The sequence below is a fragment of the Prochlorococcus sp. MIT 1300 genome (assembly GCF_034092375.1).
Lineage (GTDB): Bacteria > Cyanobacteriota > Cyanobacteriia > PCC-6307 > Cyanobiaceae > MIT-1300.
Window position 1 is genome coordinate 966,560 of sequence record NZ_CP139302.1, and the last position, 25,652, is coordinate 992,211.

The following is a 25,652-nucleotide window of genomic DNA, read 5'->3' on the forward strand; positions in this document are numbered from 1 at the left end:
TTGTACGATCTTAGGAAGAACCCATGCCAAAACCTGCATTGGTTTCTAACTACGATTTTCATCATCTACCAGTTTTGGCAGATGAAGTATTGACAACTCTAGAAAATTTGCCTTTAGAACTAATAAATGATGGCCTTTTAATCGATGCCACCATTGGCGGCGGTGGCCATAGCAGCTTACTTTTGGAGGCTTATCCAAGCTTGAGGTTAATAGGGTTGGACCAAGACCCTGTAGCCGCAGCAGTCGCAACCGAGAGACTGGCTCCTTACTCAAGTCGTGTAGAAATTATTTCGAAAAATTTCGCAGATTTCACCCCTCCGGAACGCGCTGTCATGGTCCTAGCCGACCTAGGAGTCAGCAGCCCACAATTAGACGACGGTGCAAGAGGTTTTAGCTTTCAACTTGACGGCCCCATAGATATGCGGATGAATCCCTCTAAAAACATAACTGCTGCCAAACTTCTGGATAGCTGTAATGAAAAAGAACTAGCCGAAATCATTTTCATGAATGGAGAAGAACGTTTTTCACGGCGCATCGCAAGAAAAATAAAACAAGACCTGCTAAAAAAAGGACCATATAAGGGTACAAATTCTTTGGCCTACGCAATAGCAGGATGCTTTCCTAATAAATTACGCTATGGACGAATTCATCCTGCAACTAAAACCTTCCAAGCATTAAGAATCGCTGTTAACAATGAACTTGATGCTCTGGACAAACTTTTACAAAAATCCCCTGATTGGCTTATTCCTCAAGGCCTCTTAAGGCTAATCAGTTTTCATTCTCTTGAAGATAGGAAGGTCAAGCAGGCATTCCTAGGAGATTCACGACTTGAGCGTATAACTCGCAAGCCCATTACAGCAAAACAAGAAGAAATCTCTAAAAACCCTAGAAGTCGATCTGCTAAATACCGTATTGCTCGTAGGAAATCATCCGTCAATCTTTTGTAATTTCTCAATAGAGTTTACAAGCACTTTAACAACCTTATGTACATCATCAAGAGTAGTATCACGACCCAAACTAAGTCTTAAAGAAGATCTTGCTTCTTCTTTAGTTCTTCCTAAAGCTTGCAATACATGCGAGGGCTCACCCATACTACATGCAGAGCCACTACTACAAGAAATTAAAGGGCGAATTTCTCGAAGAAGTTTCCTGCCATTGATCCCAGGAATAGTAATATTAAGGTTGTGCGGTAAACGATCCTCTAAAGACCCATTAAGCATCAGATTTGGGACATTAACTCTAAGCAAATCCCACAGTTGATTCCTAAGAAATTTCAACTTTTTACCCCTCGCAATAATTTCAGCGAATGCGAATTCTGCAGCCTTAGAGAAACCAACAACTAAAGGTACAGGCACAGTTCCAGGTCTAAGTGACCTTTCCTGACTTCCTCCCCAAGCAATTGGCTCAATAGCTACATCTGGACAAAATAACAAAGCACCTATACCTTTAGGACCATATAATTTATGGGCACTTAGACTTAATAACTTAATACCACAAGAGTCAGGAAACAAGGGAATATGGCCAAAAGACTGTGCAGCATCACTGTGAAAAGTAATATTGTTAGCTTTACAGATGGAACCAATTTCCGACAAAGGTTGTATTACACCAATTTCATTATTTCCCGCCATGATGCTTACCAAGATTGTGTCCTTTTGAATGGCCTCTATTAACTGGTTCATATCTAAAAGACCATCTGCACCAGGAAGAAGCTCAGTCAATGTGAAACCTTCTCTTTGCAACCTTCGCAAAGGATCTAAAACAGCTCTGTGCTCGGTAGCCAAGGTAATCAAGTGCCCAGGCCCGCCACGTCTCATTGCCGAGGCACGTGCATGACCAAGTAAGGCCAAGTTATTCGCTTCTGTAGCTCCACTAGTAAAAATCAATCTCTCAGGAGTTGCCCCTAAAAACGAGGCCAACCGATCCCTAGCAACACTTACTGCTGCAGAAGCATTTAAGCCATCAAGACTATGTCTACTTGAAGAGTTGCCCCAATGCTCCGCCCAATAAGGTGCCATTGCCTCCTGGACTTCATCAAGACAAGGGGTGGTGGATTGATAATCAAAATTTAGTGGAGGCTCTTCTAGCAATGCTTCAAATACTCTTCACCTCATTGTGATCATTTCTTTGGTCTCGTGGTACATACATCCAAAACTCAGAACCATAAGAGTGAATTTTTTTATTTTCAGCTCATTTCTAAAAAGAACAATGAATTCTTATAAATCACAAATTTTGAAAAAAGGGGGTGAAATAATAAGCCCAAGGAGCTTAGAGAACCTGAATGCCTACAAGGAATAGTAGAAACAAATCAACAGCGGGGTTGAACCCGAAGAAGAGTATCCCTATTAATAGCTGAAATTTCTTTCAGAAAATCAGAATTTTGAACTAATTTACCCTTGTACCTGTTGAAGAAATACCGTCTAGATTTTCTCAACACTTCTCTGTTTGGTCTATGAGAGAACCGATCCCTGAAAAGCCCAGTTCGACCGTATCACCAAGGCTTTTATTGGTTGACGATGAACCAGGCCTTCGCACTGCTGTACAAGCCTATCTGGAAGACGAGGGATTCGAGGTTAATACCGCAGTAGATGGCGAAGACGGTTGGCAAAAAGCCCAAGAACTTCTTCCAGATCTAATTATTAGCGACGTAATGATGCCTCGTTGTGATGGATATGCACTTTTAAAAAAGCTAAGAGATGATGAACGCTTAGGAGGCACACCAGTTATCTTCCTTACTGCAAAAGGCATGACAATAGATCGGACTCAAGGATATCAAGCAGGGGTAGATGACTATATTCCTAAACCATTTGACCCAGAAGAATTGATAGCGAGAGTGAGAAATGTAGTGCGAAGACAAAATAGATTACTGGCTGAGGCTGCTCATTTTGCAGATGCAGATATGGGGCAAATTGCAAGACAAATAACAGAAATCCGCTCCTTATTAGCTCAGGGAGACTCTCCTCAATCCAAAGAGGTTCAGCTCCACAACTTCACTCCCCGAGAAGAAAGTGTGCTGCAACTTGTTGCAGAAGGATTAATGAACAAAGAAATAGCCAGGAAATTAGAAACATCCATTAGAAATGTTGAAAAGTATGTCAGCAGATTATTTAATAAAACTGGAACATCTAGCAGAACTGAGCTGGTTCGCTATGCCCTTGAAAATAAATTAGTCAAGTAATCATTTGAAATGCTAGAAGAAAATCTAAAGCAAGATTGGCTACCCGCGCAAATGAATAATGGCTGGGCCTATAGTTATATAGTAAAACCAGTTGATAGCGGCTCTAGAGTTGTTTACCTATTAGCGAAGAGATATGGCCATTCCTCAGTAGACGAATGGCAAGGCAGACTTGACGCCGGCGAAATCCTTCTAAACGACATAGTATTAAGGCAAGATAAAATAATCGTCGTAGGAGACAATATCGTCTGGGAAAGACCACCATGGGAAGAGCCATCAATTCCTCATAAATGGGAGGTTGTATTTGATAATGATGACCTATTAGTTATTAATAAGCCATCTGGCCTGCCTGTTATGGCTGGTGGTGGCTATTTACAGCACACACTTACTACCCTGCTTAAAAAGGAAGCAGTCACCAAAAAAAAATTATTATTTCCAGCCCCTGTTCATCGACTGGGAAGATTCACTTCAGGCTTAATAATTTGTGCAAGGAAGCCAGAAACACGAGCACTCTTATCCGCGATATTTCGCAGAAGTACAACTCAGAGTAATTCCATCAAGAAGGTATATCGTGCATTAACGATGATCAACAAGAATCTAGTTCCAGGAAAGATATTAGAGTTAAATCAACCAATAGCAGAAAACAGTCATCCTCTCATAGGAAAGATATGGGGACCCCCAATGAAAGAAAGTAAAGACTACAAAAAGGATTTTAAAGGGCGCCTACTTAAAGCCAGTTCACATATAAAGCTTATAGAGCGACGTGAGGACGCAGACCTTTTAGAAATTACTATAAAGACAGGACGACCTCACCAAATTCGCATACACCTAGCAATGCTGGGTTCACCCTTAATAGGAGATCCACTATATAAATCTCATGGAAAAATTGCACAAAATGCTGTACCTGGGGATGGAGGTTATTTATTACATGCCTATCAGCTAAATCACCTTGAAATACTAGGAGAAAGATACTCTTTTAAAGCGAACCTGCCAAAAAGACTAATCGCACAGAGATAAGATTATGTATTAGCTAAACAGAAGTTTTTGATTTCCTAAACTCTATTAATTTTGAAAAGTAAAATGGAGCTTGATTTAACTTCATTCGTGCGGGCTCAAAGCCGCATTTCCTTGCAGAATTAATAATACCTGCCTCGCGCAGAGTATATGCTCGAGTCGTCTTACTAGGGCCTGGGAAAAGCTGACCTACTTTCTTTAAAAGGGCCAGAAATGGAGTAAAAGGAGCAAAACTTACTATCAACCTTTCCTGAGTCAGATTACAGAGGTGTGCAACCATTTCCTCTGCTGCTTCTTGGGGGTAGTGAATAAATACATCCAAGCAAATCACTGTATGGAAAGAGCCTGAAAGACTTTCCAAATCAGAAGTATCAAAAGTCAATTTGCTTAAATCTAATCCAGCTTCTGTTGCACGTCGTTTGGTTTCTTCGACCATGGCCTGAGAAATGTCACTAGCAGCGATAGAACCAGCGCCCATCGCCGCCAATGGCAAAGAAAGGCTGCCAACACCACAGCCTGCGTCACAAAAGCTCAATGACCGCAAATCGCTTTCCTCATCCAACCAGGAAAGAACGTCATCAACTGTCTTTTGATGTCCTAGTCGAATGTTTTTCTGAACTTTGTTGACCTCATCACTTTCGCTGTAGATACGATTCCATCGTTCAAAACCCATTCCATTGAAGTAATTGGCGACCTCCGCCTTCTCTGCTTGTTTAAGCTCCTTGAACTTTTCCATAATGATGGACGCGAATCAGTTGATCAGTTGATCGAGATATTAGGCAGCAAGCTTCCAACTTAGTCCTTTCAATTCTTCCTCCCATTGCCAACGCAACAAGTGCTTCAGTGGCTTGCCAAGCAAAAATTCTTTTATCGAAATCTCCGAAGCAAAAATTTTTCTAGGCGCCATAGTCGCTGACCAAATAGAAGCAGAAGGTTCATTGCCCCACAATGCCAAGCGACGACAACCTTCTAATAAAGACAAAGTGGAGCCAGCCAAGGTCCCATCTTCTAGGAAACAAGTTCGATTTTTAACACAAACTTTTCTGTGATCCCATTGATATTTGCTTTCCTCCATCCCATAGGGTGCGAGAGCATCACTAACCAAAACCAGACGTTTCGAAGCCAATTTTTGCAAGATAACAAGCACTTCAGGAGCTACATGAACCCCATCAGCAATTAACCCAAAGGCAATCTTCTTATTGCTCAATGCTGCCCCTATTGGTCCAGGATCCCTATGAGTCAAAGCAGGCATGGCATTAAAGGTGTGAGTCAACATGCTCACCCCATTACTAAAAGCAGATGATGCCTCTTTCGCATTAGCAGTCGAATGTCCAAGGCAAACTACAATTCCCAGTTTGGTCAGTCTTTTAACAACCTCTCTAGATCCCGGTAACTCTGGAGCCAAAGTCACCAAACTAATTTCATTTTCAAATCCCCTAATTCTTTTTTCAATAGCCTCATAGCTTATCTCAGATAAATATTGACAAGGATGGGCACCATTTTTTCGGGGAGAGATAAAAGGCCCTTCTAGATGGGCACCTAAAAGTCTGCAACACCTCTCACCAATATGACTACGAGCCTTATGAAGAACCTCTAAAGAATAACGAAGCTTCTCGGGCTCACAACTCACAATTGTTGGACAAATTGCATCAACTCCATCAATCCAAAGTTGGTTTAATAAAGAAAGCAAACTTGTGATATTTGAATCATCCAAGTCAGAGAAACTTAATCCAAACCCTCCATTCATTTGAAGGTCCATGCCCATTGGACTCAACCAATCACCATGCCAGTCATCACCTGACATGGCTGACCCTGGTGGCATAACACCAAATTCCAAAATCAGATCTTCTTCATCCAATCGAATCCACCAAAGTTGCTCTGAGAAACAATCTTCTAAATGGCTTGGGAGACGTACGTTTGTAATACGACGCATTAGGGAAAAGCAACTGAACTAGTGCGGAAGAGTGACAGTGTCGTCATCATTCATAGTGAACCCCGAAAATCCTCATATGGCTTCAGAACTTCAAAATCAAAGCCCACTTGTTGCTGTAGTAATGGGAAGCGATTCAGATCTCTCAACACTCCAGCCAGCCATACAAATCTTGAAGAAATTCAATATTGGTGTAGAGGTCAGAATTCTTTCTGCTCATAGAACTCCAGCAGAGATGTTCCACTTTGCTCAAAATGCTAAAGACAAAGGATTCAAAATCATTATTGCTGGTGCTGGTGGCGCCGCCCACCTTCCTGGGATGGTTGCTTCTCTCAGTACAATTCCTGTTATTGGTGTACCAATTCAAAGCAAAGCCCTTTCAGGGGTCGACTCATTGCATTCAATAGTTCAAATGCCAAATGGGATACCGGTAGCCACAGTAGCTATTGGGGGAGGACTCAATGCTGGTTTATTAGCCGCACAAATACTAGCCATAGAAGATCAAAGACTAGAAACTCAAGTATCAAATTACCGCAAGGATCTTCATAATAAAGTTATTTCAAAAGACAAAAAACTTATCGAATTAGGCGTGGACGACTATTTACATAGCATGTAAATAGTCAAGCCTGAAAACTATTTTCAATGCCTATTCTTCAGGAGTTAGGTATTATTTCCTTGGCTACTAAATGACCAATCACAATATCAACACATTCTTCAATTGCCAAACTGCCAGAATCAAGTTTCAACTCAGGATCCACTGGTTCTTCATATGGACTAGAGATGCCTGTGAAATCTTTAATTTCTCCCGCTCTTGCTTTTAGATAAAGGCCTTTTGGATCACGCTCCTCACAAATAGAAAGATCTGCTGCACAATAAATTTCTAAGAAGTCTTCTTTATCCACTAAGGATCTTGCCTTTTCTCTATCCCTTTTAAAAGGAGACACAAAAGCAGTCAGAACAATTACACCTGCATCTAGAAAAAGTTTCGCGACCTCGCCTATTCGGCGAATATTTTCTTCTCTGTCTAAATCTGAAAAACCAAGATCTTTGCAGAGCCCATGCCGAATGTTGTCACCGTCCAGTACATAAGTCGCTAAACCACGATTAAAAAGATCTGCATTTACAGCATTCGCCAAGGTGCTCTTGCCTGAACCAGACAAACCGGTGAACCATAAGATCACACTGCGATGACCTCTTTGGTTAGATCGAGCCTGACGATCAACCGAAGCTTCATGCCAAACAATGTTTGCAGCCTTGGAGTTGTTCTCCCTTGATGAAGCTGAAGTCATAATCACAAAACTATTTTTCACTATTCTCCATCCCAAGGGCCTCAACAAATCAATCAGGTCATCCGCCTGCCCGTTTAGGTCTATAACCATCATCATGTAGAACCTCCAACAAAATCCCCACTTGATCACCTTGGAGCTCCAAGCGATCCCCTTTCAAAGTGCCTCCAGTGCCACATCTACTCTTAAGACTCTTAAGTAATGCTCGCAATGCAGCCTCATCAAGCTCAAGCCCTGTTACCAGAGTGACAGTCTTACCGCCCTTGCCATTCTTAAGTTTCTGCACACGAATTCTCTGAGCATTTTTTGGAGTTGTTGCTTTAGCTGATAAACCTTCATTGAAAGGTTGACCAAATTCACACCAATTTCCTTTACTCATTGCACTCATTCTTAGGCTGGAGCATATTCTCCAATCAAAACAGTGACTAGCACAATTCCATCCCAACCCAAGGAGTCGGATCTGGAGATAGGTGTACGTCCTTCCAACCTTGGTCGCTTTGGCAGGTATGGAGGGCAATACGTCCCTGAAACCCTTATGCCAGCACTGTCTGAATTAGAACAAGCAGCCAAAGCTGCTTGGAAAGACGAGAAATTTACATCCGAATTACACAACTTGCTCTGCTCGTATGTAGGCCGTGCAACTCCACTATATGAAGCTGTAAGGCTTACAAAGCACTATCGCAACAAGGAGGGGGGACCAAGAATTTGGTTAAAGAGAGAAGATTTAAACCACACTGGTGCTCATAAAATTAACAATGCACTTGGGCAAGCTCTTTTAGCAATAAGAATGGGCAAAAAAAGAGTTATTGCTGAAACTGGAGCCGGGCAACATGGAGTAGCTACAGCAACTGTCTGTGCTCGTTTTGGCCTGGAATGTGTGGTTTATATGGGGGCAGAAGATATGCAACGACAAGCTTTAAATGTTTTCCGCATGCGTCTACTTGGTGCAAGAGTTGAACCAGTCACCAGTGGCACAGCGACACTAAAAGACGCAACAAGTGAAGCAATTAGAGATTGGGTTACAAATGTAGAAAATACTCACTACATTCTTGGCTCTGTAGCAGGGCCCCATCCCTATCCAATGATTGTTAGAGATTTCCACGCAGTCATTGGGGAAGAGACCTTAAAGCAATGTAGAGATGCTTTTGGGGGATTACCAAACATCTTGCTCGCATGCGTTGGAGGTGGTTCTAATGCAATGGGACTCTTCCACCCATTTGTCCCCAAAACCGCAGTAAGAATGATTGGTGTAGAAGCAGCGGGTGATGGGGTCTCAACTGGAAGGCATGCCGCAACTATCACAGAAGGTCGTGATGGTGTTCTACATGGTGCAATGAGCCTTTTGCTACAAGACCCAGATGGACAAGTGCAGGAAGCCCACTCAATTAGTGCAGGCCTCGACTATCCTGGAGTAGGCCCAGAACACAGTTACCTCAAAGAAATTGGGCGAGCAGAATATGTTGCTGTAACTGATCAAGAAGCTTTAAAAGCACTTCAATTAGTGAGCGAACTTGAAGGTATTATTCCTGCTCTAGAAACCGCACATGCATTTGCTTGGCTAGAAAAGTTATGCCCTACTCTTCAAAATAACGAAGAAATTGTTATCAATTGTTCGGGCAGGGGCGACAAGGACGTTAACACCGTTGCAGCAAAACTTGGCGAAAAAATTTGACAATTTAATGCAAGATTCTTTCCAGATGATTCGCAACTGTCTTCACGGCTGCCATGCAAGTCGAATAAGCCATGCGCATTGGGCCAACAAGGGCAACATTGCCTATTTGGTCATCCGAGACCCTATAAGGAGCATGTACAACTGAACAGCCTTCCAAAGCTCTTTCTGGATGTTCTGCACCAATTAGCACCCCCCCTAACTGATTTGAAATTAAAGGAACAACTGCTGCAGGCTTTCTGTCCATCAGATCTAAAAGAGGCAAAAAACTATCAGTTGTACTGAACTCAGGTTGCGAAACCAATCGAGAAATACCATGAAATAATGCATTCTCCTGAGCCATGCCTTTAGCTTGAGCATGACTCTGAATCGCCTCACGAAGCACCGCTCCACTCAGTTTCAAATGAGGAGGTAATGCAGCCCAACGAATACTCCCATCTCGAGAGTGCTGTAGCTGTTCCATCAGCCATTCTTCAATGGCATCAAGCTCAATTAAAGCTTCACTTGGCAATCGAAGATTTAAATGACTGGCATGATTTGAACTATCTACCAACATCACTAAAAGTCTGTCATCACTGTTCACAAGGCGAATTTTCTGGAGAGTTGGTTGTACTAGAGCAGGTCTGGTAATCAAACTCATTAAACCTGTGAAATCTGTCAATCTTCTTGCCAGCTGCCACAACAGATCATCCAAAGAAGCCCATTGCAAACTCAAACTGGTCAATTCTCTTTCCAGGCGAAAAGCTGCAGAGCCCGGAGGCGGCAATAAACAATTCACATAATGTCGATAGCCCTGTGGGCTTGGAACACGTCCAGCAGAAACATGCGGCTGGATAAGAAGTCCACGCTGCTCCAAAACACCCATGACTGATCTAACGGTGGCCGAACTGACTTTCAAGCCAAACCGTTGAACCAAAGTCTTACTGCTAACAGGCTCAATAGTATCCACGTAATGATGCACCGTGGCTCTGAGTATCTGCTGTTGTCTTTGCGGCAGAGTTTCCAAAGGGCTGAGCACCTATGGGTATTAATCGTAAGAGGAGTAATGCTGGATAAGGCGATCGTCACGAAAGCCTTTGTTGCTATTTAATAACGTGGAACACTTGAATCAACCTCAACACTCCAAGCGTCTATACCCCCTTCTAAATTCCAAACTTCTAGTTGCCAATCCTGCTCAAGCAGCCAAAGAGCAAAGTTCCAACTACGAATTCCCGAATGACAAATAACAACAACATTCTGAGGATCTTCAAATCGCTCTGAAAGAGAGTTAAGCCAAGCTGAAGACTTGCTTAAAGGCAAATGAAGAATTGAAGCAGGGAATGGGGCCAAAGCGACTTCCTCATCTTCCCTTACATCTACCAACAAAGGTAACGGCGATTTCTCTAATAGCCATTGATGCAGATCCTTAGCTGAGATAGTCATGGGAATTTTCTTTTTCATGCAACCATTTTGTGGGAATTAATAGTCAAAACATCACTTTTGCATAAAGATAAACCAAAAGGCCTAACCACTTGATATGCAAGCTCGTACCCTCATGGGCACACTTGGTGCAGGACTACTTTCGTTAATCTTGATCAGCCTGGCTTTGTGGCCAGGCTTTACAATAAAACAAAATATTAATAACGCTCAACTAGAACTCAAATCCATACAACTACCACGAACAGCCGTATTTACCCCTAGAGATGCATCATTAACGGTTCATTGGTTAATTAATCCAAAACTAATACCAACTTATATAGGGACTCAAGCTCAACCCAAGTTTCAAAAAGCAGCCAGAAAAAATGCTCAAGACCTAATAGACGGTATTTTTGCATTAGCAGGTCTTAATTTTCCCTCAGATATAGAAAATTGGATAGGGAGCGAAGTCAGCTTCTCACTAATCGCACCCAAAAACAAAGAAGGTAAAGCTGGCTGGGTGCTTGCACTTGCAAGTGAAAACAAAAATGAAGTAAAAAATTTCTTAGAGCGTTTTTGGCAGGAACAAGCTCTTGCAGGAGAAAATGTTCATGTCACTATCTATCGTGGACTTAATTTAATAAGCAAAGAAAAATCTCTTGATGATAATCTCAAACAGACATTCTCGACTGCCTTAATTGATGATGATCTCCTTTTGGTTGGCTCAGGAGAAGGGATTCTTGAGCAAGCTTTAGACGTATCACAATTGCCAGGTCAGAATCAAATTGGAAATGAAATACTAAGACATTCAGCTGAAAGTCTCGGAGATGGCATTGCTTTAATTACTGCAAAACCTAAAGCCCTTTCATCTTTCTTAGGTTTTCCAGCGCGACTGACTAGTAGAAAAGATTTTATTGGCTTATTGGCAGGCATAAAGCCCATAAATAATCAAATCCAAATCAAGGGATTATTACAATTCAAGGGAGCTAAAAACGTCGACAAAGAAGAGTCCTTTGAAAACTTGTTATTTCTTTCTAATCCCTATGTTGAATCCAACTTAATCGCGCTAATAAATAATCCTTCGCGATTCATGGATCAAAATGATTTAACATCTGGGGAACAATTATTAGGGCCAATAATTCGCGATAAAGTCAGAGAAATAAAATCACTTGCCCCAAAAATAATTTCCAAACTTGACCAAGGCTCATTATTTGTTTTATCCAATCAAAAGGGCTGGCTATTAGGAACAGAGCCAATGCAGCCACCAACATCAAATGTAGCTAAGTTACTAGAAGATAATGGGCTTAGCCAAGCAAATTTATCTACTGAAGATCAAAGCTTAAAAATATGGTCAAAACTGATAGCTAAAAGTGCAAAAGACACTAAAGAAGTAGATACAAATTTAGACGTGATTCTAGCTGAAACACCACAAATCAACTGGTGGGCAGAAGACATTGCTAATCTTCCTATAGATAAACAATCAAACTATAATCTTAAGGAATTAAAAGATCTTCAGAATTCACGCAAAAACATCTCTTATGAGCAAATTTATCTTAATAAAAACCTTGCCAAAGAGCAATTGAGACAATGGCAGGCTTGGCGTCTAATTCAAGCTCTTGCCGGAAATTCATTGGAAGAAAATATACAAGAAATGTCTATTGCAGTAGGCGAGGGGACAAGCATTGATGAATCTAATATACAATTAAATATCGGAATCAAACTTGGTTAATTTACTACATCAGCAAAATACCAATACAAAGCTAATGTTTCATGTTGATTCGACTCTAAGCCGAAGGCCCTTGATCAAGAAATTAGCTTATTCTAAACTTCATTTAAGGCTGCCCAATAATTTCGTCGCCGCCGCTTTCCCTGGACCATATAGCATCAATGCTTACTGAGGTAAACAACCGTTCATATCACTCAGGCAAATCTTTTAGCGCAAACCCATGTCCATCTGCTCAAAAAAACAAGCAAAGCGAATAGGAATGCAAAACTTTGTGCTTTGCTTACAGTCGGCTCAGTAGAATAGGATTCTGCTTAAGTTTCCAAGTAGTTGAAAATAGTCGGTGGAGACAAAAGCACCTAAAGCGAAACACCGTAAAAGTACTTCAATGATTTTTCGACCAGGATTAGAAGGAGTTCCCGTCACTCAATCTGCAATTTGTGATATTGATGGACTCAAAGGAGAATTAACTTATAGAGGTTATCCACTAGCCGACTTGGCTTCGAATAGCAACTTTCTAGAAACCGCCTTCTTACTGATCTGGGGGGAGTTACCAGACCCCAAACAATTACGCGAATTCGAACATCAAGTACAGATGCATCGAAGAGTGAGTTTTCGAGTCCGCGACATGATGAAGTGCTTCCCTGCCTCAGGACATCCAATGGATGCCCTTCAATCCAGTGCAGCATCACTAGGGCTCTTTTACTCAAGAAGAGCAATTGATGATCCTCAATACATCTATGACGCTGTAGTGAGATTAATAGCCAAAATCCCAACTATGGTCGCAGCCTTTCAACTAATCAGAAAAGGCCAAGACCCAATTCAACCAAAAGACAATTTGGCATATTCAGACAATTTTCTTTATATGCTGACTGAGCGTGAACCAGATCCATTAGCTGCAAGAATTTTTGATCGCTGTCTCATCCTGCATGCAGAACATAGTTTAAATGCAAGCACCTTTAGTGCACGTGTTACAGCAAGCACTCTTACTGACCCATATGCAGTCGTAGCTTCAGCGGTTGGGACTCTTGCAGGGCCGCTACATGGTGGTGCCAATGAAGATGTATTGGCAATGCTGGAAGAAATAGGAAGCCCTGAATGTGCAGTGCCTTATTTAAATAAAGCCATTGCAGAAAAAAGAAAAATCATGGGTTTTGGTCATCGTGAATACCGCGTTAAAGACCCAAGAGCTTCAATTCTGCAAAGCTTGGCAGAAGAACTATTCGCAAGATTTGGTAAAGATGAAATGTATGACGTAGCAAAGGCTCTCGAAGAAGCCGCTGAAGCTCGTTTAGGGCCTAAAGGTATTTACCCAAATGTAGACTTTTACTCTGGGCTCGTGTATAGAAAGCTTGGAATCCCCAGGGACTTATTTACACCTGTATTTGCAATTTCTCGTGTAGCTGGTTGGCTCGCTCACTGGCGAGAACAACTAGGCGCCAATAGAATTTTTCGTCCTTCTCAAATCTATACAGGGTCTAAACCTCGTGACTGGAGCAATCCAGAGAGTCGCACCCCTTCAAAAGAGAACTAAGTTGCCATCATCTCAACCATGACAATGGTCACACACCTTGCTACTGCAAATCCAGCTTTGGTAACGCCAGGTATAGATCTCGAATTGAGCTTCACCCATGCTCTAGAAGGATTAGGTTTCTCCTCTGAACTTGCCCATATCCTTTGGTTACCTTTGCCAATGCTGCTGGTACTAACAGCTGCCTTAGTCGGAGTGTTAGTAACAGTGTGGCTAGAAAGAAAAATTTCTGCTGCCGCACAACAACGAATAGGGCCTGAATATGCAGGCGCCCTAGGAATTCTTCAACCAATGGCTGATGGCTTGAAATTATTAGTGAAAGAAGATGTAATACCAGCAAAAGCAGATGGAGTTTTATTCACGGTTGGTCCTGTACTTGTACTAGTTCCGGTAATACTTTCATGGTTGATAGTTCCATTTGGACAAAATCTACTTATTAGCAATGTGGGGATTGGCATATTCCTTTGGATCTCACTAAGTAGCATTCAACCTATTGGCCTTTTAATGAGTGGTTACGCCTCAAATAACAAATACTCACTGTTAGGTGGTCTACGAGCAGCGGCACAATCCATCAGTTACGAAATCCCTCTTGCTCTCTCAGTATTAGCCGTTGTAATGATGAGCAATTCCTTAAGCACTGTCGAGATTGTTGATCATCAAAATAGTGCTGGGTTCCTTAGCTGGTATGTCTGGCGACAACCAGTGGGATTTTTAATTTTTTGGATTTGTGCCCTAGCAGAATGTGAACGACTGCCATTTGACCTTCCAGAAGCAGAAGAAGAACTTGTGGCTGGATATCAGACTGAATATGCTGGAATGAAATTTGCTTTATTTTATTTAGGTAGTTATATAAATTTAATTCTTTCTGCTCTACTAGTTTCAGTTCTTTATCTGGGAGGGTGGGGGTTTCCTGTCCCAATTGAATGGTTTGCAACTGTCATAGGCCAATCAGTAGATGCACCAATAATTGAGCTAATAAATGCTTCCGTGGGCATCGTAATGACAGTGCTTAAGGCATATTTGCTAGTTTTCTTAGCAATTCTTCTGCGGTGGACTACCCCTCGAGTACGAATTGATCAACTGCTAGACCTAGGCTGGAAATTCCTTCTTCCTGTTTCTCTTGTTAACTTACTTGTTACAGCTGGTTTAAAGCTTGTGCTTCCAAGCGCCTTTGGTGGATAAATGAACAAACCCTCATTTCCCAAGCTTCTTGTAAGCACTATTACTTATAGCCTTCAAAAAACTAGTAGGATTTTGTTTATGAACATAGTTAGCCTTCATTAGGTACCTATCAATGCTCGGGTTCCTCAAAAAAGTTGCTGACTACTCCCAGGATGCAGTTGATGCAGCGAAATATCTAGCCCAAGGGCTTTCGGTCACTTTTGACCACATGCGCCGTAGACCCATCACGGTTCAATATCCCTATGAAAAACTCATTCCTTCGGAACGTTATAGAGGAAGGATTCACTATGAATTCGACAAATGTATCGCCTGTGAGGTCTGTGTAAGGGTTTGCCCAATCAATCTTCCAGTCGTTGACTGGGTAATGAATAAGGAAACCAAGAAAAAGGAACTCAAAAACTACTCCATAGATTTTGGTGTATGCATCTTTTGCGGAAATTGTGTTGAATATTGTCCAACAAATTGCCTCTCTATGACTGAAGAGTATGAACTTGCGGCCTTCGACAGACACAGCCTAAATTTCGATAATGTTGCCCTTGGCCGCCTCCCAACAAGTGTAACCACAGACCCATCTATTACCCCTCTTCGTGAACTGGGTTATCTGCCTAAAGGAGTTATGGATCCCCATGGAGTATCTAGCGCCAATAAACGTGCCGGAGAACTACCACTTGAAGCACTTAAGAGAATAAATGAAGAAACAAACTCAGAAGAGCAAAATCCTTCTTTAAAAGCAGATTGCGAAGAGAGGCCTACATCCAAATGACAATTGCAACTTCCACAGAGTTAATTTGCTTTCTACTGCTATCAACAGTTGTAATAGCTGGAAGCATTGCTGTCGTTTTATTGGAAAACATTGTCTATTCAGCCTTTTTACTAGGTGGAGTATTTATGGCAGTAGCAGGGTTATACCTTTTACTAAATGCAAGTTTTGTGGCTGCAGCTCAAGTTTTGGTTTATGTAGGAGCAGTCAATGTCCTAATACTTTTCGCAATAATGCTAGTTAATAAACGCGAGCCTCTCAAAGAAATTGAAGGTTTACGGCTGCAGAAAATACTTTCAGGGGGAGTATGTCTAGGTCTTCTAACAATACTTACTAGAGTAGTAATAACCACTCCATGGGCGACTCCTGGGCCAGCATCTATTGGCGAAATGGCAACAGAGCGCATTGGGGAGCATCTTTTTAGTGATTACCTGCTTCCTTTTGAACTCGCATCTGTGCTCCTATTAATGGCAATGATTGGAGCAATAGTTCTCGCTCGGAAAGATTTCCTTCCTGACGGTATTGGAACAGATGCCGTCACCAAACAAAGCATTGTAGAAAAAGAAAGAACCCCACTACTAATTGAGCAACCGAAGCAGTGATTCATCTCTATCTTTCTCTAGCTACTATGATTCAAACATCTTCTGGCCTAGTTCCACTTCAAGCATATTTATTACTTGCTGCCTTGCTGTTTTGTATTGGAGTATGGGGATTAGTTAATAGCAGAAATGCAGTAAGAGTTTTAATGAGTATTGAGCTGATGCTCAATGCTGTTAATATTAATTTAATGTCATTCTCCTCATATCTTGATGGTGATTTAATTCGAGGTCAAGTTTTTGCTGTATTTGTAATTACAGTTGCAGCAGCCGAAGCAGCTGTTGGGTTAGCCATCCTTCTATCTTTATATAGAAATAGAATAACAGTCGACATGGAAAGTTTTAATCTTCTGCGATGGTAAAGCAGTAGCCGCATCATGCGCCTTAACTTAATTTGGGTTATATATAGATCTGAAAGTAGCAAAGCATACCAAAAGGCTACTTTATGCTCAAACAAATTAACTGCTTTGGGAATCAAAGTTGTTATCGCAGAAAGTGGTATAGGAAAGAACCCATTCCCAAAATTAATTTCTGAGCGAAAGAAACTTCCTGATTTAACAGTAGTTCTTGGAGGTGATGGGACTGTATTGGGAGCAGCGCGTCATCTTGCTATATACGGTGTTCCGATACTTAGCTTTAATATAGGTGGCAATTTAGGTTTCCTTACTCAAGAAAAGGTTCTTTTAGATGATGATCAACTTTGGGAAAGATTGCGGCAGGATAGTTATGCAATAGAAAGCAGAATGATGCTCCAAGCCAATGTAAAACATTTTTCTAATTACAATTTGAGCGAAACAATAACTGAAGTTCAATCTAGAGATGATTGCTCTAATCCACACTGGGCCTTAAATGATTTTTATGTGCGTGCGTACCAAGACGAAATCTCACCTACATGCACTGTTGAACTTGAAATAGATGGAGAAGTAGTTGATCAATACAAAGGAGATGGCTTGATCTTTTCTACTCCTACAGGCTCCACAGGATATGCAATGGCTACTGGTGGTCCAATCTTGCATCCTGGCATTGAGGGAATAGTAATCAGTCCGATATCTCCTATAAGTCTTTCGAGTCGAACGGTAGTTGTTCCACCTGCATCACGACTAATCCTTTGGCCCAAAGGTGATAAAAAACGCCGCATCAAACTCTGGAAGGATGGTGCAAGCGCGGATTTACTAAAGCCAGGTGATTGTTGCATTGTTCAAAGAGCACGTCACAATGCTTTGATGGTTGTTCTAGAACAAAACCCCTCCTACTACAGAACTCTTTCACAAAAACTCCACTGGGCAGGAAGTTTTTCCAACAAGAAAGAAGAACGCAAGTAGCTCAATGGCTTTGGAAATTGAACGACGGTTTCTCGTCTCAAATACAAGCTGGCGTGAATTGACCAATCCAGGCATCCAATTACGCCAGGCTTACTTAGCGACTGGCCACAGTGGCTGGACAATCAGAATAAGAATCAGTGATAAAAACCAAGCATGGATAACACTCAAAGCACCTGCAGAAAAGATTTCAAGCCACGAATTCGAGTACCCAATTGCAATCAAAGATGCTGAAGAAATCTGGGAACTCGCTCTCTATCGCCTACACAAAATCAGGTATCAACTAAATCTCGATAACGGCGAGTGGATCGTGGATTCCTTTGAAGGCGACAATTCTCCTTTAATAATCGCTGAAGTGGAACTCTCATCCCCAAGCCAAATGATTGAAATACCTCCATGGTGCGGCCAAGAAATCACTGGGCAAACTGACTTAAGCAATGCAGCACTAGCCCAAAACCCTTTAAAGGACTGGCCTAATAGCAAGCTGAGAAAAAACGGGCTCACCTAAAGAAGCCTGGCGCTTGCCCGTTTCTTTATATTCTGTTTATAATTCATATTCTCTTAACAAGTGCTGTCGTATTGGCGCTGTTCCACAAAGGAGGAAATTTTGTTTGGGTTGTACGACACAGATGGAATCCTTCGCTACATAGGACGGGATAAAGAAGCGTGCCTGGACTACGCGAGGCTATTTGAGCTGCCACCTGTGGAATGCTCACTGATGCCACTGCCAGAGCCGAAGCTCCTGTCAATCAGGAGTCGGAAGGGGACGCGTCAGGAAGTGTGCAGCAATTGAAGCCATCTCGGCAGATTTTGCCGTGATCCATTGCCCAATTCAGAAGAGCCACACGATTTTTGGACCCTGTTTTTGTAAACATATTGCTCACATGATTGTCGACAGTCCTTTTACTAATGGTCAACTTTTCAGCAATTTCCTGATTTGTAAGCCCTGCGGCAACAAGTTCAATGATTTCCATCTCCCTTGCAGAAAGGGACATTTGAGCTGAATTGGAGATGTCGCCAGTGATCATGCCCTCCTCTCAACCCTTTTCCGCCATAATAGGCAGACATAAGGTTCCTCGATCATTCATAGTAATTAGGGTTACAGGTAAAGCGGTTTGAGATCAGCTCTGCAGCGCTCCTTAGAGGCTGGAGCGGTAACAGTTACTGCTGAAATCATGCCCCCTCGAGGGGCTAATCCTGGCCATGCAATTGCAATGGCCAATACTCTGAAAAATCGCGTTCACGCAATAAATGTTACCGATGGCAGTAGAGCTGTCATGAGAATGAGCAGTCTTGCTCTATGTAGCTTGCTCTTGCGAGAAGGACATGAACCTGTTCTCCAAATGGCTTGTCGAGATAGAAATCGAATAGCTCTTCAGGCAGATTTACTTGGAGCAAATGCCCTGGGAATAAAAAATGTTCTTTGCCTTACAGGCGATCCAGTCAGAGCTGGAGATCAACCTTTGGCTCGCCCTGTTCATGACTACGAATCAGTCAAACTCCTTAAACAAATCAAAGAACTTAACAATTCCAAGGATCCTCTTGGCACTTTGCTCCCCGATGGAGGAACTAATTTATTTGCTGGGGCCGCTGCAGATCCAAATTGCAAAAGCCTCAAAAGCCTGCGCAATCGCTTAGAACGAAAACGTGAAGCTGGAGCACAGTTTCTTCAAACACAAATGGTTATGGATGCTGTAGTACTAGAAAAATTCTGCAAAGAAATAGCTACTCCACTTCAACTGCCGGTATTAGCGGGTGTTTTCTTACTCAAGTCCGCAAAAAATGCACAATTTATCAATAAAGTTGTACCAGGTGCATGTATACCTCAAACCATTATCAGTCGCTTGGGTAATTCTAAAGATCCAATCGCAGAAGGAATTCAAATTGCGGCAGAACAAACTAAGCAATTTTTAAATATCTCACAAGGTGTTCATTTAATGGCGATAAAAGCAGAACAGAAAATCCCAGCGATCCTCGATCAGGCAAATATTAACTTGCAGCAGAAGTAATATCAGTCCCAAGCAATTCAGCCATAGCTTTTTGCTGAGGAGAAGGTTCTACTAAATCCTGACGTCTTGCATCAGTAATTAGCCAATCCAAAGCTGCCTCTTGAAGATCAAAATGATTTCCATTCTTTCCTACACAATATCTTCCAAAGACCAACTTCTCAACCAACTGAACACCAGCTCCAATCCTAGAATAATCAAATATGATCGAGTTATCTATTGTTGCGCCCTCACATATACAACAACTAGGTCCAATCATCGATGGCCCAATAATAGTAGCCCCATCCTCTATTCGAGTCATGCCTCCCACATAAATAGGGCCCTCAACATGAATCTTATCCCAATTTGCAGCAACATTTAATCCGGTATAAATCCCTGGCCTAATTTCTTTACCCGGAACACTCACCTGCCTTACTTCGCCTAGCAAAACACTCCGTATAGCTTGCCAATAATCAGGCACTTTACCGATATCAACCCATTCAAAATCCATGGGAAGGGCATAAAAAGGGGCTCCCATCTCTACCAATTTTGGGAATAGATCAGAACCAATATCGAAAGGCTTGTTTGATGGTATATGCTCAAATACTTCAGGTTCGAATAGATATATACCAGTATTAATAGTGTCGCTTAAAGCAACATCAACAGACGGTTTTTCCTGAAAAGCCTTTACACGGTCTTGATCATCAGTAACAACAACACCATAACTACTAACTTGCTCTTTAGGGACTCTTTTAGTTATCAAACTCGCCATAGCGCCTTTGGATTTATGTCTCCTTACTGCTTCCGTGAGATCTAAATCAATTAATGCATCACCACACAACACTACAAAAGTATCATCAAAAAATTGCTGAAAGTCTTGAATCTTTTTTAGACCACCTGCCGATCCCAGAGCATCGCCAATAAGCTCCCCTTCTTCTATACGACCCTCAAAACTATACGCAATCTCTACTCCAAAACGCTGTCCATCCCTAAAATAATTCTCTATTTCTTCAGCCAGGTGAGACACATTCACCATAACTTCTTTGAAATTGTGCTCCTTTAACAATTCCAAAAGAAACTCCATGACGGGTTTCTGCAAAATTGGAATCATCGGTTTGGGGATCACATGAGTGATCGGCTGGACACGAGTTCCTTTGCCTGCCGCCAGGATCATCGCCTTCATTGGCGTTGCAAGCCTCACCTAATTGGGACACAACATAGACGCCTAAGGGAATAGCCATCTAAGCCGCGGCCGGCGTGACATCTGGCACGTCTATTGTCTCGAGTGGAAGTTGGGCAACTGTTCCTGGTTGCAGTAAGCGTTTTAACCTTAGAGGGGCATACAAAGATCCGTCTTGTTGAAGTTCTACTTTGCCTTGAGAAGAAAGAAACAATAATGCCCAAAAAACACCCACTCGATCAGTGTCTAGATCTTCCTTGGCGACCTCCTTCCAATTCAAGATCAAAGCCTCAAAGTCAATCCAATGCATAGCCTGCTCCCAACCATTGAGGAAAACCCCTAGTGCTGCAGTAGTTTCTGGCAGTTTTTCTCTATGGGCAAGAGCCTTGACTTCTGCGATAGCCTCACGTTCACTGTATCGCTTTTGTCTTTGGCGACGTCGATTTTGCAACTCATCTGATTCAAGCTGCTCTGCAATCGATTCCAATTGATCTATAAGCTCCCCAAGGGTGACCGGTCTTTTTAATGGTGGAGGTGCAACAGGTCGTCTAAGTAAATGGTTCTCAGGTTTACGAGGCAATTCGAACCTTGGGTCTAACCAAGCCTGATCAACATAATCAGGCTCAAATTCGACTTCCACAGGTTCAGGAGGGAATGTCTGTATTTCTAGAGCTTCTGCCTTCAAGCCAACCAAAACAGATGCCGCAAGAAAAGCCTCACTGCTATCCGCTAAATCAATTTCATAGCTTCCTCCATGAGCCTCTAACTGAGCTGCAACCTTTTTTGGAACTTCTATGCGCTGCCTAAGCTGATCCAAAAATCCATCTATCACTGAAATAACATCAACATCCCAAGGATCGAGCTGCCCACTTTGAGCTGCATCTTGCAAAAGCCTTATCGCTAAGCGAGCCCCAGATTGATTACCTTTATCATGGCAAATATCTTGCAAGATAAAACCCAGTCTTTTAAAAAGATATCGATAGTTCAGGGTTTGTGCCAGCATTAGTTAACCATGTTTAAAACTTCTAACAAGAAGTTGAAAAAACATATTAAACAATCGTCTTTTTTAATTATTTTACCTAATTCAAAATGGAATAAAGTAAAAATCTAAGTGATGTTAGAAGCTTGCTCTTTAATTAAAGGGGTTAAAACAGTTGCTGAAGTGATTGCAGAATTGCCAACATTTTTTGGCTTTGCTCGAGTAACTCTTTCCATAGCCACAACGTCCCTAGATACAAGTGCTTCAATAGAAGCGCTATAACTATCTGTCATAAGACGTGGGTATAGTCCAATACCAATAATTGGAACCAACAAACAGGCAATTATATAAACCTCCCTTGGTTCAGCATCGACAAGACTAGTCTGAGCAACAAGTTCATTATTTTCCTTGCCAAAAAATATTTCTCTAAGCATAGATAATAGATAAATTGGAGTGAGGATTACCCCTACTGCAGCCAAAGAAGCAATTACAACTCTAAAAGGCAATGTATAAGCTTCGTCAGTTACAAGACCCGCAAAAACCATTAGCTCTGATACAAAGCCACTCATGCCAGGCAATGCCAATGAAGCTAGTGCACAAACAGTCCAGAGAGCAAACATGATTCTCATTTTTTGCCCTACACCTCCCATCTCATCCAATTGCAAAGTATGTGTCCTGTCATATGTCGCTCCTACAAGAAAGAAAAGGCTGGCCCCAATTAGACCGTGACTAATCATTTGGAGCATTGCCCCACTAGTGCCAAGGGTACTAAAGCTTCCAATTCCAATTAAAACAAATCCCATATGACTTATTGAACTATATGCAATCTTACGCTTTAAGTTTCTTTGTGCAAAGGAAGTTAAAGCAGCATAAATAATATTAACTACACCAAGAATAATGAGCAAAGGTGCGAACTGAGCATGAGCCTCTGGCAAAAGCTGCGCATTGAATCGCAAAAGTGCATAACCCCCCATTTTCAACAGTATTCCTGCCAATAGCATATGGACAGGAGCGGTAGCCTCTCCGTGAGCATCTGGCAGCCAAGTATGCAAAGGAACTATGGGAAGTTTGACACCAAAGGCAATTAATAAGCCGCTATAACAAAGAAGTTGAAATCCTCCGCCAAAACTTTGTTGGGCCAGATGTGTGTACTCAAAATTTGGTGTTTCTCCACCAAAGAACCCCATCGCAAGTGCAACTAATAAGATAAATAATGAACTTCCAGCTGTATATATAATGAATTTTGTTGCAGCGTATTGACGCTTCTTGCCTCCCCAAATTGCCAAAAGTAGGTATACAGGTAAAAGCTCAAGTTCCCAAGCTAAAAAGAACAACAACATGTCCTGAACGGCAAAAACAGCTATTTGACCTCCGTCCATAGCTAACATCAAAAAGAAGAACAGTTTCGGCTTAAATGTGACTGGCCAAGCAGCCAAAACTGCTAGAGCAGTTATAAAACTAGTTAGCAATATCAGAGGCATAGAAAGTCCATCGGCCCCAACAGCCCACGCCAATCCAAGGCCTGGCAGCCAATCAACCCGCTCAGCCAGCTGAAGACCTTCTAGCTGGGGGTCGTATCCATTTAGGTAAGCACCAACAGTAATAAGGAAAGTAATGAGTGCTATTACCAATGCAAACCACCTGACTTGTTTCCCCTCCCCTCTATCAGGGATAAAAGGCACCACAAATGCACCCGCAATGGGAAACAAAATAGACAGACTCAGCCAGGGAAAACCTGCAATCATCTGATCACCCACCAGTAATCCTCCAGCATCTAAAGATGTACCTGCTAAAGATTGCTAAACGTTTAAGGCGTTCAGCTCTTGTGGGAGTGTAGAAATGCTGAGCGTTATCGCATCACCTAAATAGGGGTTGACACACAGAAGGCAATGAAATGGGTCATGCAACTGGGGTTCCTAGAGCACCAAAAAGGACTACCAATGCAACAACTCCCCCAAAAACTATCAATGCATAAAACTGAGCACGCCCTGTTTCGAAGTACTTAAGTCCTTCCCCACTCCCAAGAGTTAACAGCCCAGTAAGATTCACCACACCATCTACAACCTTTGCATCAACTTCAAGGACCTCCTTAGCAAGCCTGCGACTCCCTTGAACAAAAAGCTTTTCATTAATCTCATCGAGATACCACTTTTTAGACAAGAATCGATTCACTTGAGGGAAACGAGCCGCACAAAGCTCTCCTAAATCAATTCTTTTGAGTGCATAAGCAAATACAGCCAAAGTAATACCTGCAACAGAAATTGCTACAGACAAAATGGCAAGCGGAAGGAATTCTCCCCAGCTGAAATTTTCTGCCATTTCTAAAGCCTCATTAGGATCCAAAAGTGCCCCAAATCTGCTATTCCAAGGGATTCCAAGCAAACCTATCAATACTGAAGGTACAGCTAATACAGCTAAAGGAATCGTCATTGACCAAGGAGATTCATGCAAGACACCCTGAATATGGCCCTCATGCACATGCTCATCCTCAAGCTCTTTCCCAGCAGCCAAAAGCAAATGTTTCTGTAGTTCTTTTTCTTCTCCTCTAAAATCGCCTTCAAAAGTTAGAAAATAAAGTCTAAACATATAGAAAGCAGTCATACCAGCAGTCAACCAACCAACAACCCATAACAAAGGGAAAGAATTAAAAGCCTGACCAAGGATTTCATCCTTACTCCAAAAACCAGCAAGAGGAGGTATTCCACTGATAGCGACACAACCAATGAAAAACGTAGTGGCTGTTATAGGCATCTTCTGGCGAAGACCACCCATCAATCGCATATCTTGAGCGAGAACAGGTTCATGACCAACAACGTCTTCCATCGCATGGATGACCGACCCTGAGCCAAGAAAAAGCATTGCCTTAAAGAAAGCATGGGTTACCAAGTGGAACATGCCTGCTATAGGCGCACCACATCCCATAGCGAGCATCATGTACCCAAGCTGGGAAACAGTGCTGTAAGCAAGCCCCTTCTTCAAGTCCATTTGTGTCAGAGCAATAGAAGCACCCAAAAAACAGGTAATAGTTCCTACTAATGCAATGACAAAACCAACTAATGGAAATTGTGAATATATAGGCTGCAAACGAGCAACTAGGAAAACTCCAGCAGCGACCATTGTTGCCGCATGAATAAGAGCCGAAATAGGAGTTGGGCCTTCCATTGCATCTGGAAGCCAAACATGCAATGGAAATTGTGCAGATTTTGCCATGGGGCCCATAAATACCAAGAGGCATAAAACCAAAGCTGCCCAAAGCGGCACTGTCCCGTCACTTAACGCCGCCGAAAGCCCGTCAGCAATTCCCTGAAAATCAAAGCTTCCAGTAGCCCAGAACAATCCAAGGATTCCCAAGAGGAGGCCAAAGTCACCTACTCGATTAACAATGAAAGCCTTCTGGGCAGCATGGGCAGCTCCTTCACGGTCATACCAAAATCCAACGAGTAGATAGGAGCACATTCCTACAAGCTCCCAAAAAACATATATCTCAAGAAGGTTTGGGCTAACTATCAGGCCCAGCATCGAACTGGTGAATAAAGCCAAATATGTAAAAAAACGCACATAGCTTTTGTCGTGGGCCATATAGCCATGTGAATAAAGCATCACTAATAAGGCAATGGTCGTTACCAAAGCCAACATCACTGAACCCAAAGGATCCACCACATAGCCCATTGGCAAAACAAAGCTTCCTGCACTAGCCCAAACAAACAATCGCTCTATAGAAGGGGTACCAGCAAGCTGCTCAAAAAGAACCGCATAACTCAATACTGCAGAAGCACCCACACAGGTCAGGAGAATCCATGCAACAGGCTTCCGAAGCCTATTGATAGTCCTATTGAAACTTATCAATCCAAGGCCTGTAGCCACTGCCCCAAGGAGAGGAAGAACAGGAATTAACCAGGCGATGTCAACTGCAGAGGGCATCCGGTCGGAT

Annotated in this window: 26 protein-coding genes; 14 read left to right on the forward strand and 12 right to left on the reverse strand. The window is 42.2% G+C overall.

Features of this window, described 5'->3' with window-relative positions:
- The first annotated feature begins 23 nt into the window (after nucleotides 1-23).
- Nucleotides 24-947: a 16S rRNA (cytosine(1402)-N(4))-methyltransferase RsmH gene (rsmH, locus tag SOI83_RS05135; RefSeq protein ID WP_320675542.1), complete on the forward strand. Its 924-nt coding sequence runs from the start codon at nucleotides 24-26 to the stop codon at nucleotides 945-947.
- On the opposite strand, the gene SOI83_RS05140 is transcribed toward rsmH, so the two are convergent.
- Nucleotides 927-2,087 carry a cysteine desulfurase family protein gene (locus SOI83_RS05140; protein WP_320675543.1) on the reverse strand — a complete coding sequence of 387 codons (1,161 nt, stop codon included), beginning with the start codon at nucleotides 2,085-2,087 and terminating at the stop codon, nucleotides 927-929. The genes rsmH and SOI83_RS05140 overlap by 21 nt on opposite strands.
- Before the next feature lie 362 nt (nucleotides 2,088-2,449).
- Here SOI83_RS05140 and SOI83_RS05145 point away from each other — a divergent pair, with 362 nt between their 5' ends.
- Both SOI83_RS05145 and SOI83_RS05150 read left to right on the forward strand, forming a co-directional pair.
- Nucleotides 2,450-3,175, forward strand: coding sequence for a response regulator transcription factor (locus SOI83_RS05145; protein WP_320675545.1), 726 nt, complete (start codon nucleotides 2,450-2,452; stop codon nucleotides 3,173-3,175).
- 51 nt (nucleotides 3,176-3,226) lie between these two features.
- Nucleotides 3,227-4,189 (forward strand): RluA family pseudouridine synthase, encoded by a 963-nt coding sequence (locus tag SOI83_RS05150; RefSeq protein WP_320675546.1) that lies wholly within the window; start codon nucleotides 3,227-3,229, stop codon nucleotides 4,187-4,189.
- A gap of 13 nt (nucleotides 4,190-4,202) precedes the next feature.
- Here the strand turns inward: SOI83_RS05150 and bchM are convergent, their stop codons facing one another.
- Complete coding sequence (gene bchM, locus SOI83_RS05155; RefSeq protein WP_414153394.1) at nucleotides 4,203-4,922, reverse strand: magnesium protoporphyrin IX methyltransferase; 720 nt, start codon at nucleotides 4,920-4,922, stop codon at nucleotides 4,203-4,205.
- 39 nt (nucleotides 4,923-4,961) lie between these two features.
- A complete protein-coding gene (gene nagA / locus SOI83_RS05160) occupies nucleotides 4,962-6,119 on the reverse strand; it encodes an N-acetylglucosamine-6-phosphate deacetylase (protein WP_320675547.1) in 1,158 nt (385 codons plus the stop codon).
- A 76-nt stretch (nucleotides 6,120-6,195) separates the two neighbouring features.
- On the opposite strand from nagA, the gene purE reads away from it, so the two are divergent.
- Complete coding sequence (purE, locus tag SOI83_RS05165) at nucleotides 6,196-6,732, forward strand: 5-(carboxyamino)imidazole ribonucleotide mutase (protein WP_320677658.1); 537 nt, start codon at nucleotides 6,196-6,198, stop codon at nucleotides 6,730-6,732.
- 37 nt (nucleotides 6,733-6,769) lie between these two features.
- Here purE and cysC read toward each other — a convergent pair whose 3' ends face one another.
- A complete protein-coding gene (gene cysC, locus SOI83_RS05170; RefSeq protein WP_320675548.1) occupies nucleotides 6,770-7,405 on the reverse strand; it encodes an adenylyl-sulfate kinase in 636 nt (211 codons plus the stop codon).
- A 58-nt stretch (nucleotides 7,406-7,463) separates the two neighbouring features.
- Complete coding sequence (locus tag SOI83_RS05175) at nucleotides 7,464-7,781, reverse strand: translation initiation factor (protein WP_320675549.1); 318 nt, start codon at nucleotides 7,779-7,781, stop codon at nucleotides 7,464-7,466.
- 42 nt (nucleotides 7,782-7,823) lie between these two features.
- Between SOI83_RS05175 and trpB the strand changes: the two genes are divergently transcribed.
- Nucleotides 7,824-9,074: a tryptophan synthase subunit beta gene (trpB, locus tag SOI83_RS05180; protein ID WP_320675550.1), complete on the forward strand. Its 1,251-nt coding sequence runs from the start codon at nucleotides 7,824-7,826 to the stop codon at nucleotides 9,072-9,074.
- 4 nt (nucleotides 9,075-9,078) lie between these two features.
- Here trpB and SOI83_RS05185 read toward each other — a convergent pair whose 3' ends face one another.
- Nucleotides 9,079-10,077, reverse strand: coding sequence for an HrcA family transcriptional regulator (locus SOI83_RS05185; protein ID WP_320675551.1), 999 nt, complete (start codon nucleotides 10,075-10,077; stop codon nucleotides 9,079-9,081).
- An 80-nt stretch (nucleotides 10,078-10,157) separates the two neighbouring features.
- A complete protein-coding gene (locus SOI83_RS05190) occupies nucleotides 10,158-10,493 on the reverse strand; it encodes a rhodanese-like domain-containing protein (protein ID WP_320675552.1) in 336 nt (111 codons plus the stop codon).
- Nucleotides 10,494-10,587: 94 nt separating this feature from the next.
- Between SOI83_RS05190 and SOI83_RS05195 the strand changes: the two genes are divergently transcribed.
- From SOI83_RS05195 to SOI83_RS05230, 8 genes are all read left to right on the forward strand, one after another.
- On the forward strand, nucleotides 10,588-12,195 hold the full coding sequence (locus SOI83_RS05195) for a DUF3352 domain-containing protein (protein WP_320675553.1): 1,608 nt from the start codon (nucleotides 10,588-10,590) through the stop codon (nucleotides 12,193-12,195).
- A gap of 382 nt (nucleotides 12,196-12,577) precedes the next feature.
- A complete protein-coding gene (locus tag SOI83_RS05200; protein WP_320677660.1) occupies nucleotides 12,578-13,723 on the forward strand; it encodes a citrate synthase in 1,146 nt (381 codons plus the stop codon).
- 24 nt (nucleotides 13,724-13,747) lie between these two features.
- Entirely contained in the window at nucleotides 13,748-14,902 is a 1,155-nt protein-coding gene (gene nuoH, locus SOI83_RS05205; protein WP_320677662.1) for an NADH-quinone oxidoreductase subunit NuoH, read from the forward strand.
- A 112-nt stretch (nucleotides 14,903-15,014) separates the two neighbouring features.
- The gene (gene ndhI / locus SOI83_RS05210) at nucleotides 15,015-15,665 is read left to right on the forward strand and encodes an NAD(P)H-quinone oxidoreductase subunit I (RefSeq protein ID WP_320675554.1); all 651 of its coding nucleotides are present in this window, start codon (nucleotides 15,015-15,017) and stop codon (nucleotides 15,663-15,665) included.
- The gene (locus SOI83_RS05215; RefSeq protein WP_320675555.1) at nucleotides 15,662-16,264 is read left to right on the forward strand and encodes an NADH-quinone oxidoreductase subunit J; all 603 of its coding nucleotides are present in this window, start codon (nucleotides 15,662-15,664) and stop codon (nucleotides 16,262-16,264) included. Before ndhI ends, SOI83_RS05215 begins: the two co-directional genes overlap by 4 nt.
- A 26-nt stretch (nucleotides 16,265-16,290) precedes the next feature.
- Nucleotides 16,291-16,620: an NADH-quinone oxidoreductase subunit NuoK gene (nuoK, locus tag SOI83_RS05220; RefSeq protein ID WP_320677664.1), complete on the forward strand. Its 330-nt coding sequence runs from the start codon at nucleotides 16,291-16,293 to the stop codon at nucleotides 16,618-16,620.
- Nucleotides 16,621-16,635: 15 nt separating this feature from the next.
- Nucleotides 16,636-17,580: an NAD(+) kinase gene (locus SOI83_RS05225; protein ID WP_320675556.1), complete on the forward strand. Its 945-nt coding sequence runs from the start codon at nucleotides 16,636-16,638 to the stop codon at nucleotides 17,578-17,580.
- A 4-nt stretch (nucleotides 17,581-17,584) separates the two neighbouring features.
- Complete coding sequence (locus SOI83_RS05230) at nucleotides 17,585-18,085, forward strand: CYTH domain-containing protein (protein ID WP_320675557.1); 501 nt, start codon at nucleotides 17,585-17,587, stop codon at nucleotides 18,083-18,085.
- Nucleotides 18,086-18,326: 241 nt separating this feature from the next.
- Here SOI83_RS05230 and SOI83_RS05235 read toward each other — a convergent pair whose 3' ends face one another.
- Entirely contained in the window at nucleotides 18,327-18,605 is a 279-nt protein-coding gene (locus SOI83_RS05235; RefSeq protein ID WP_320675558.1) for a helix-turn-helix domain-containing protein, read from the reverse strand.
- Nucleotides 18,606-18,692: 87 nt separating this feature from the next.
- On the opposite strand from SOI83_RS05235, the gene SOI83_RS05240 reads away from it, so the two are divergent.
- Nucleotides 18,693-19,586, forward strand: coding sequence for a methylenetetrahydrofolate reductase (locus SOI83_RS05240; RefSeq protein WP_320675559.1), 894 nt, complete (start codon nucleotides 18,693-18,695; stop codon nucleotides 19,584-19,586).
- On the opposite strand, the gene SOI83_RS05245 is transcribed toward SOI83_RS05240, so the two are convergent.
- The 4 genes from SOI83_RS05245 to SOI83_RS05260 all read right to left on the reverse strand — a co-directional run bounded on the left by SOI83_RS05245 (nucleotide 19,567) and on the right by SOI83_RS05260 (nucleotide 25,642).
- Complete coding sequence (locus SOI83_RS05245; RefSeq protein WP_320677665.1) at nucleotides 19,567-20,745, reverse strand: NDP-sugar synthase; 1,179 nt, start codon at nucleotides 20,743-20,745, stop codon at nucleotides 19,567-19,569. The genes SOI83_RS05240 and SOI83_RS05245 overlap by 20 nt on opposite strands.
- 58 nt (nucleotides 20,746-20,803) lie before the next feature.
- Complete coding sequence (locus tag SOI83_RS05250) at nucleotides 20,804-21,691, reverse strand: segregation/condensation protein A (RefSeq protein WP_320677666.1); 888 nt, start codon at nucleotides 21,689-21,691, stop codon at nucleotides 20,804-20,806.
- 158 nt (nucleotides 21,692-21,849) lie between these two features.
- Complete coding sequence (locus tag SOI83_RS05255) at nucleotides 21,850-23,466, reverse strand: NAD(P)H-quinone oxidoreductase subunit 4 (protein WP_320677668.1); 1,617 nt, start codon at nucleotides 23,464-23,466, stop codon at nucleotides 21,850-21,852.
- Between the two features lie 154 nt (nucleotides 23,467-23,620).
- Nucleotides 23,621-25,642 (reverse strand): NAD(P)H-quinone oxidoreductase subunit 5, encoded by a 2,022-nt coding sequence (locus tag SOI83_RS05260; RefSeq protein WP_320675560.1) that lies wholly within the window; start codon nucleotides 25,640-25,642, stop codon nucleotides 23,621-23,623.
- Between the last annotated feature and the right edge of the window lie 10 nt (nucleotides 25,643-25,652).